Below are 9,262 nucleotides of genomic sequence, written 5' to 3' on the forward strand. Positions count from 1 at the left end.
AGGGAGCTTATGTTATTTTTGTTCAAGCTGACTATGGTGACGATCCGGCAATAGATTTATATACAAGAGTTGGGGGTGTGCGGGAAGATGTTCTACACTTTAATATTGTAGTAAAAAACGATGAGTAATTTTTTAGCTCCAAAAAGTGTAATACACCGAAAATTATAGTAGTTTTCATTAACATAGAGTACAGAGATTTTGGTTTAAGAGGTTGTCTGAAAAGTCTCATTTGCTACATCACGTGCCCCCTAAATCCCCCTATTTTGGGGGACTTTTACCAGCTAATGGATTCTTGTTCCCCCCAGAATTGGCTTGCTCGGGGGGCAACATTCAGTATTAAACAACTTTTCAGATTCCTCTAAAGGCAGAGGGTAGAAGTTTTGTAGTCTACCTTTGTGAAAACCGCTATAAAATCTAGATGGTGCGTTACACTTTATTAAAATAAGTTGAAGTAAGCATTAAAAATAATTTTCTTCATACTCAAAAGTAGAGTTAATAGTCCTTAGTTCTGGATAAAGACTTATAACTTCTTGGGTGATATGCCAATAATATCTATTTATAGAAGAATCAATTATTTTCTCTGATATCAAAATACTAATGAAATATTGAAATAATGAAATACTGAGCGGAATTTGATTTGTTTTTGTTGATTGAATTTTCTGGATTACTGCTTTAACTTTTTCTTTAATTTGCTTTTCTTCAACTACATCAATTAACAGACGATATAAGTTATCGCAAAAACGACTCATATCTTTTGGCTGAAGCTCACTAGGTATTTTTTTATCTTGAAATAATTTATTTATTTCCTTTACTAAATATTGTTTGTTTTTGATTTCCAGGTAATTATTATCTTGAATAAACTCGGAAGTTTGTTCAAAAGCAAGTATTAACATATCTAATTGTTCAACCGTTGCTTTAATTTGTGCAGCTAAGCGTAATTTTCTCCAGTCAATTTCCGAATTTTTATAGACAAGATCGTGAGTTGAAACAGACCAGGCGTGTTCAAAAGCACTTTTGATTTGTATTTCAAATTTAATTTTATAAATACTTAGTTCATGCTCTTGAATTATGTCATTATTACTTTTAAGTTGAGCATAAATTCGAGTTGAGTCAAACTTAAATGTATCTGGAGATTTTCTATTCTGTCCTCTTTTTACTGTATTGATAATTTCAAATGTACTTTTACAAAATTCTGTCACCTCCTTTTCGTGAGATAGAGTCGGGATAATAATTGTACAAGCAAACAAGTCGTCTAAATCTGACCATTTTTGAAACCTTCCCGTTTCAATTTTTTCAGCCAGAGATTCAATACTTTTAATTCGAGAAGTAAAAGCATATCCTTTAGTATCGCAAAAGTTTAATAATGTTTCTTTTACTTTTTTTGCTAATTTTTCAACAAATGGTTGATATTGATTATATTTACGGTCTAGAATAGAAGGATAGATCATATATTTAAGATTATTCTCAATTAATATCTCCCTTCAATAAAGATTTAATGATTTCAATTCTAGTTTTTCTAGGACCAGCATCTGTAAAAGAAGATTTTGCTGCTTTATAATAATCTGATGCTTTTTGTTGAAAATCATTTAACTCATGTTTTGATTTATTTTGCAATTCTTTATCTTCTACAATTTTTAGAAAATGACATATTTGTGAGCCAACCTCTTTATTTATTTCTAGCAAATCCTCACGATTTAACTCAGCAATAGCGCCAAATAAAGAGTAAAAATCTGCCTGATTTTTCAACCTAGTTTTAGCTAAGTTAATATCTTTTGATAAATCTAATATTTCACCTATAGATTTAATGGTTTCCCGAAATTCATCTTCTATTTCATCTTTTTCTTCCCATTCACTATCTCGATTAGTAAAAGCTCTATCAAGATAATCAGCACTATAAGACTTCGCACCTTCTTCTAAAAATAAAAGTAGTTGTGCTACGATTTCAACATCTTTCATCTGTTTTCTGGAAGTTGAATTAAGGTTAGGAAAGTTTTTACTGTTTTTTCCAAAATGCTTAAACATCCAAATAGATAATTCCTCTGCAAGAGTAATAAAATCACCACTAAATCTTGCATGACGAAGCTCTTGAGGAGTTAATTTAATTACATTACGATTAATACGATTAAAGATATCACCAATAATACTTTCGTTAGATGATGGTAAATATTCAATGGCAAATTGATACCTCCAAAATTCTTGTTTATCTTCAGGTTTTAAATCTTTAAAATATTTACCACTAAAGCGTTGAATTTTGGTTTTTTCATATACGGGAAATTCATTATTAACAAATTGAAATAGGGTAGATAACCTTTGTTTTCCATCAACTACACTCACTTTTGAAAATCCTTCAGGAGTGATTTCTTGATATATAAAAATTGCAGGTGCTGGATATTGATGTAATACTGTATCAATAAAGTCATCTTTATAGTTTTGATTCCAAACACTACGTCTTTGGTATGGTGGCTCTAGATCGAGAAGTTGTCTTTGATATAAGTCCCAAAACCAGGAAATATTTTGAAAATTAATTGTTCTTCTCATTTTATTTTCTTTCTAGGATTGATTATTATATTACTATCTAATACTTATTATGCCACCTTCAGAATATTTTACTCTGGAATATAATTCAATCTAAATTAAATTTATCCTATATCAAGGACAATCTATTGACCTGCTTGGTTGTTAAAATCAAATTTACTTCTGTTGCATATACTTTAAACCATTAAACTTTTAAATAACTAATGCCAGCTAGAGATATTTATCATAATACAGTTGTTGAAGCATTAAAAACAGATGGTTGTACAATTACCCACTTTCCTCTATATTTAGGTTATGGAGGTAAACATATTTATGTTGATTTAGGTGTAGAAAAAACAGCGATCACTGCCGAAAAATAAGGTAAAAAATTGCTGTAGAAATCAAAAGTTTTATTAGTTTTTCTCCCATCAGCAATTTACAAATAGCAGTGGGGAAATATGAAATTTATCGAACTGTATTATTGGAGCTAGAACCAGAATGTTTACTTTATTTTGCTGTTAGTCAGCAAGCTTATGAAAGTATTTTTCAAGATAAATTAGGTCAATTAATTATTAATAAAATACAACTGCTTCTAATAAATTTTGATGAAAAAGTTGAGAGAATAATTAAATGGATAAGTTAGATGACTATCGTGAGATATTGATACAGCGGATTCCACTTTTGTGAGGTACACCCTCGCGAGCAAGATGCTCGCACTGGGAACATTTAATTATTAATATCTGTACTTCATATACTTGAAATCTGCTGTAACTATAAAATTTTACTTAATTATCTCAAATATTTTTAACTTACCACTTAATTTTTTGCTATAAAATTAAAATAATCAAACAGACAAAAAAAGGAAAAATAAACACTAATGTTAGAAACATTACTAGAGCCATTACAATATAGTTTTATGCAGCGATCGCTCTTAGTAGCGGTAATAGTTGGAATTATCTGCGCAGTAGTAGGTAGTTATTTAATGGTACAAAGATTAGCTCTGTTAGGAGATGCCATTAGTCACTCAGTATTGCCGGGATTAGCTGTTGCTTTTTTAGTAGGGGCAAATATTTTTATTGGAGCATTTATTGCCGGAGTAATTAGTACTATTTTAATTAATCTAATTAGGACGCGATCGCCAATCAAAGAAGATGCAGCAATGGGGATAGTTTTTTCTGCTTTCTTTGCACTAGGAATTACATTAATTACAATTATTCAGAAAGACAATAAAATTGACCTAAATCATTTTTTATTCGGCAATATTCTCGGCGTGACTATTGGGGATGTGAGAGATACATTAATTATTGCTGTGATTGTTTTATTAGTAGTAGTATTGCTGTATAAAGAACTATTATTTTACACATTTGACCCCCTGGGCGCTCAAGCAGTAGGTTTACCTGTAAATTTATTAAACTTGGGGCTAATGATGTTAATTGGTTTGACAATTGTAGCCAGTCTCAAAGCAGTGGGCGTAGTGTTAGTTTTGTCATTATTAATTACACCAGCAGCTACAGCTTATCTCTTAGTAAAACAGCTACACGAAGTAATGATTTTAGGAGTAGGAATAGGGGTTTTATCTAGTATTAGTGGAATGTATATTAGCTACTTCTATAATTTACCATCAGGTCCGGCAATTGTATTAGTATCATTTGGATTATTTATATTAGCTTTTTTGTTCAGCCCCACTCAGGGAATTTTAACTCATCCAACATCAACTTCTAATCAACCTTCTATATGGCGGGAGTTGAAAAATTTGATTAAGTAAAGTTGAAAATATCGGTTTTTTCATTTTAATTAGGGTTTGCTTATGAAAGTATTATGGGTTATTCCTACTGACGACTAGAAATAACCTCAATATTGGTAGCAAAAATTCATCAAATTTGTATAACAAGTAGAAAGAGAAAAAACTCAACTTTCCACTTGCTATTTTATCAATATTTACTCCTTCTTCCTTCTTCCTTCTTCCCTCTTCCTTACCTCTTATTTAACCACCAATTTTCAACAAAGAACCCAAAACTTGAGGAATATTTTCTAGCTCCATTGCGGCCATTGCTGCTGTCGGTTCATAACCACAATGAACCATACAATCAGCACATTTATGATTCCCACTTTTATAACCATAATTATCCCAATTAGTTTCCTCTAAAAGTTCTTTAAAAGTAGCATAATATCCTTCATTCATTAAATAACAAGGTTTTTGCCAACCTAGCACACTATAACTAGGGCTACCCCAGGGAGTACAATCATAATTTTTATCTCCCATTAAAAAATCTAAAAATAAAGGATTATGGTTAAAATTCCAATTTTTTTTACCAGCTTTAAAAGGAGCAAGAATTTCTCGGAATAGTAACTGTGTTTGTTGACGTTTAAGAAAATGTTCCTGGTCTGGTGCCCATTCATAACTATAACCAGGAGAAATCATCATCCCATCAATATTTAAACTTTCCAAAAAATCAAAAAAATCTTGCATTTGTTTCGGGTCTGTTCCCTCAAATACAGTAGTATTAGTAGTAACTCGAAATCCTTTTGCTTTAGCAGCACGAATTGCTTTAACTGCTATTTCAAACACTCCTTGTCGGTCAACACATTGATCGTGAGTTGCTTGTAAACCATCAAGATGAATGCTAAAAGTTAGATAAGGAGAGGGTTTAAATTTATCTATATTCTTTTCAAGTAACAAACCATTAGTGCATAAATAAACAAATTTTTGGCGATCGACTAACCCCTGCACAATTTCAGCAATTTGTGGATGCAATAAAGGTTCGCCTCCAGGAATAGAAACCACGGGAGCGCCACACTCTTCTACAGCAGCAAAACATTCTTGAGGTGTTAAGTTTTGCTTGAGTATTTCCTTGGGATGCTGAATTTTTCCACAACCAGGGCAGGCTAAATTACATCTGAATAGAGGCTCCAGCATTAAAACTAGGGGAAAACGTTTACGCCCTTTGAGACGTTGAGTCAGGAGATATTTTCCTACTTCTAGAGCTTGTTGGAGTTGAATTGCCATGAATAATCTCTTAATGTAAATATAATCTATTTATTTTTACACAATCGTCATTACTTATATCATTAAGAGTTTGTTATGTATCGTTGTGATATAGATAGAGTGCGAGTAATGAGCCATCGTATCGCTAAGGAATCATAACTCAGGATTTAGGAATAATATCATGTCCGGATAATTAGACATCTCCAGAAAAGAGGGAACAGGGAACAGGGAACAGGGAACAGAGAAGAATAATTGATAATTTCTAGATAAGAATTGATTTTATTTTTAATTTTTGGAGATGTCTATTAGCGATTAAAAACCTTCTCTCTTTAAGCTTTTCTTTACCTTCTGCCTTCTGCCTTCCTTATCAAATAAGTGTAGCTAATAAAATCCTGATGATGACTTCCAATTCCTCAGTAACACGGTATAGACAGTAGTAGGGACGTTGCATGCAACGTCCCTACAGAGTAGAGGGAAAGAATTGATGATTTATGTCCAGATAATTAATGATAAAACTCTATTCTGCGCTCCGAATTAACGTTTTACCTTTCATCTTCTTAGCGCAACTTCTCCGCAAAAGATAGGAAAGTTGTGCGTTAGCAAACAAAAAATTTTTCTCTTCTGCCTGCTGCCCTCTGCCTTCTGTCTTCGCCGATCGCTACTATTTCCAGCCTACACGATCCATTAATTTAATAGCTTCAGCATTCAACTTGCCATAAACAGCAACATTTACAGCATCGCTCTTGAAGTTGCCATATGGTGTCAAAACGCTAGGCACAGGTACACCTTCAACTACAGGATATTCATTGTTACCCTCAGAGAAGATTTTTTGAGCTTCTGGGCTGGCCAAATGTTCGAGAAACTTAATTGCACCTTCTTTATTGGGGGCAGTTTTAACTACGCCACCACCACTAATATTAATGTGAGTACCGCGCCCATTTTGGTTAGGGAAAAACATTCCTATTTTCTGAACAACTGCTTTGTCTTCTGCTTTGTCAGATTTTGCTAAACGGCCTACATAGTAACTATTAGCAATACCAATATCACCGATACCTGCAGCAACACCTTTTATTTGAGCAGTATCATTTCCTTCTGGAGGTCTAGCAAAGTTACTAACAAGTCCTTTTGCCCAATTTTCGGTGTCTGACATTCCAAGAGTTTCAATTAAAGATGCTATTAGGGATTGATTATAAATGTTACTGGAGGAACGAATCAGAATTTTGCCTTTCCAATTATCTGTAGCTAAGTCTTCATAAGTTGATAGCTCAGATGGTTTAACTTTGCCTTTGTTATAAACTATTACCCGTGCCCGTTTAGAGAAACCAAACCATAGGTTTTCAGGGCTGCGGAGGTTGGCTGGAATTTTACTGTTGAGAGTAGATGAAGAAATGGGTTGCAAAATTCCTGCTTCTTCGGCTCTTCCCAAACGACCTGCATCTACTGTAATAAAAACATCTGCAGGGCTGTTAGCACCTTCACTTTTGATACGTTCGATTAACTCATCTCCTTTGCCTTCTATTAGGTTCACTTTGAGGCCAGTTTTCTTGGTGAAACTGTCGTAGAGAGCTTGATCGGTATCGTAGTGGCGAGAAGAATAGAGATTTATCGCCCCACTTTGGGCTAATCCTCTATTATTTTTACCAAGTTCGGCGATCGCTACACTCGCCATTGCTGTGCCTGTTGCTAAAAATATACGTCTAGTAAGTTTCATTTTCAATTTTTTCCTTGTTTTTATTTGATAAATGATAAATTAGGTATAGCTAATCACTTAATTTTCCCGATCCATTTTAATAATATTGCAATTTATTCTTGATAACTTTTACCTTTTATCAGAATTAATTAGCATAAAATTATACTCCACCCTTAAAAGTTTGCGATAATTTGACCTAACTTTATCTGTAACCTGTAATACATAGTGACTTTTACAATGTATAAATTGTTTCCATACACTATTTAAATTTTACTCATAAATTTGTTTTATCTCATAATTAAATATATTTGTCAAGTAGTTACAAATTTATCTTTATTGAGAAATTTTATAGAAACTAGTTTGGTTTTTATGACAAATGTCTTATATCAAGTGACATAGTTGATAACTTAATATCATGTACTGAACATGATACAAGTCCCGATAATATTATATTTCTTCAATAGATTGATATTCTATGAAGTCTAAGGCAGTCGTATCAATAATTTGAGTATTTTCAAGAATAGCGATAGTTTCACTATTGAGAACAAGAGCTGTAATATTTTCATCAATATTGGGAACAAACTCTATTTCTTCAAAACTAAAGCCGACTAAAACTAGAGTATCTTCATTACTAAAGTCAGTTATAGTATTGACTCCTTCAAAAGCAGTTAAGACAATGCGATCGCCATCTTCACCACCACTGAGAGTATTATTACCCTGACCACCATAAAGTAGGTCGTCTCCCTGGCCACCATTGAGTAAATCATCTCCTTCCCCACCTATTAGAGTATCTTCTCCTTTATCACCATTGATGCTATCGTTGCCTATTCCTCCGTAGAGAATATCGTCACCCTTACCACCATTGGTACTATCGTTACCTGTACCTCCTGATAGTGTGTCATTACCTCGGTTGCCATTGAGGTAGTCATCTCCTTCACCGCCGTGGAGTAAGTCGTTTCCATTACTATCTTGGCTAGCATCACTATTACCACCGTAGATGCTATCGTCTCCTTTGTCTCCCATCACAGTGTCATTATCGTTGTCTCCAAATATAGAATCATTACCTTTACCTGCATAGATAATATCTTTGTTTTTCCCTGCATAGACAGTATCTTCGCCTTGAGTTGCATTGATTAAATCTTCTTGGCGTCCACCAAAGATTAGATCGTTATCATTAGTAGGAGTATTAGTCTGACTTACTTGAATTCGATCTGCACTACCTGTACCACCAATAATAACATCACTACCATCCATACCGATAAGGCGATCATTGTCATCATTACCGTAGATGGCATCAGCATTTTCAGTGCCGATATAGTTGTCGGAGTCTGAAGTTCCGATAAAGGTGTTTTCTTCTGGGATAGTACTGGTAGCAGTATTGAAATCTACTATTGCTGGTATTGGTTCGGCAGGTATCAAAAGAATTGTTTCTTCTGGGGATAAAACGGAAGCTAACTCTGCTTCTACTTCAGGAGTTGGCTGTCGTTCTAAAATGGGATAGAAGTCAGAAATAATTTCTGCTTCTGATGCCGAAGTTGTTTCGGGAACAGGTTGTGGTTCCACTGCTGGCTCTGGGGATGTTACTGGATCAGGTGTCATAGTTGCTTCCGAAGTTGGCTCTGGAGTTGGTTCCGGAGTAGACTCTGGTTCTAGTGTTGGTTCCGGTTCTGGTGTTGGTTCTGGTGTTGGTTCTGGCGTTGGCTCTGGCGTTGGCTCTAGTTCTGGTGTTGGCTCTGGTTCTGGTGTTGGCTCTGGCGTTGGCTCTAGTTCTGGTGTTGGCTCTGGCGTTGGCTCTAGTTCTGGAGTAGGTTCCTGTGTTGGTTCTGGTGTTGGCTCTGGTTCTGGTGTTGGCTCCGAAGTTGGCTCTGGAGTTGGTTCCGGTGTTGGCTCTGGTTCCGGTGTTGGTTCCGAAGTTGGCTCTGGAGTTGGTTCCGGTGTTGGCTCTGGTTCCGGTGTTGGTTCCGAAGTTGGCTCCGGTGTTGTCTCTGGTTCTGGAGTTGATTCTGGAGTAGGTTCCGAAGTTGGCTCCGGTGTTGTCTCTGGTTCTGGAGTTGATTCTGGAGTAGGTTCCG

The 9,262-nt window shown here is 34.9% G+C and carries 7 protein-coding genes and 2 pseudogenes; 4 read left to right on the forward strand and 5 right to left on the reverse strand.

Annotation, left to right across the window (positions count from 1 at the left end; all coding sequences use genetic code 11):
- Positions 1 to 128: pseudogene (locus AC3DU7_RS16715) on the forward strand (AAC(3)-I family aminoglycoside 3-N-acetyltransferase); the annotation flags it as partial.
- Positions 129 to 458: 330 nt separating this feature from the next.
- Here AC3DU7_RS16715 and AC3DU7_RS16720 read toward each other — a convergent pair.
- Together AC3DU7_RS16720 and AC3DU7_RS16725 are read right to left on the reverse strand one after the other, a co-directional pair.
- The gene (locus AC3DU7_RS16720; RefSeq protein ID WP_488040453.1) at positions 459 to 1,448 is read right to left on the reverse strand and encodes a hypothetical protein; all 990 of its coding nucleotides are present in this window, start codon (positions 1,446 to 1,448) and stop codon (positions 459 to 461) included.
- Positions 1,449 to 1,464: 16 nt separating this feature from the next.
- Entirely contained in the window at positions 1,465 to 2,538 is a 1,074-nt protein-coding gene (locus AC3DU7_RS16725) for a DUF262 domain-containing protein (protein WP_488040454.1), read from the reverse strand.
- Positions 2,539 to 2,738: 200 nt separating this feature from the next.
- Here AC3DU7_RS16725 and AC3DU7_RS16730 point away from each other — a divergent pair, with 200 nt between their 5' ends.
- From AC3DU7_RS16730 to AC3DU7_RS16740, 3 genes are all read left to right on the forward strand, one after another.
- The gene (locus tag AC3DU7_RS16730) at positions 2,739 to 2,894 is read left to right on the forward strand and encodes an element excision factor XisH family protein (RefSeq protein ID WP_488040455.1); all 156 of its coding nucleotides are present in this window, start codon (positions 2,739 to 2,741) and stop codon (positions 2,892 to 2,894) included.
- A 62-nt stretch (positions 2,895 to 2,956) separates the two neighbouring features.
- Entirely contained in the window at positions 2,957 to 3,157 is a 201-nt protein-coding gene (locus AC3DU7_RS16735; RefSeq protein WP_488040459.1) for an element excision factor XisH family protein, read from the forward strand.
- Positions 3,158 to 3,391: 234 nt separating this feature from the next.
- Positions 3,392 to 4,279: a metal ABC transporter permease gene (locus AC3DU7_RS16740; protein WP_488040456.1), complete on the forward strand. Its 888-nt coding sequence runs from the start codon at positions 3,392 to 3,394 to the stop codon at positions 4,277 to 4,279.
- A 219-nt stretch (positions 4,280 to 4,498) separates the two neighbouring features.
- Here the strand turns inward: AC3DU7_RS16740 and hpnH are convergent, their stop codons facing one another.
- From hpnH to AC3DU7_RS16755, 3 genes and pseudogenes are all read right to left on the reverse strand, one after another.
- Positions 4,499 to 5,521 (reverse strand): adenosyl-hopene transferase HpnH, encoded by a 1,023-nt coding sequence (gene hpnH / locus AC3DU7_RS16745; RefSeq protein ID WP_488040457.1) that lies wholly within the window; start codon positions 5,519 to 5,521, stop codon positions 4,499 to 4,501.
- 640 nt (positions 5,522 to 6,161) lie between these two features.
- On the reverse strand, positions 6,162 to 7,211 hold the full coding sequence (locus AC3DU7_RS16750; RefSeq protein ID WP_488040458.1) for a Fe(3+) ABC transporter substrate-binding protein: 1,050 nt from the start codon (positions 7,209 to 7,211) through the stop codon (positions 6,162 to 6,164).
- A gap of 426 nt (positions 7,212 to 7,637) precedes the next feature.
- Positions 7,638 to 9,262, reverse strand: a pseudogene (locus AC3DU7_RS16755) (DUF4347 domain-containing protein); the annotation flags it as partial.

It is taken from the genome of Okeania sp., assembly GCF_983059655.1.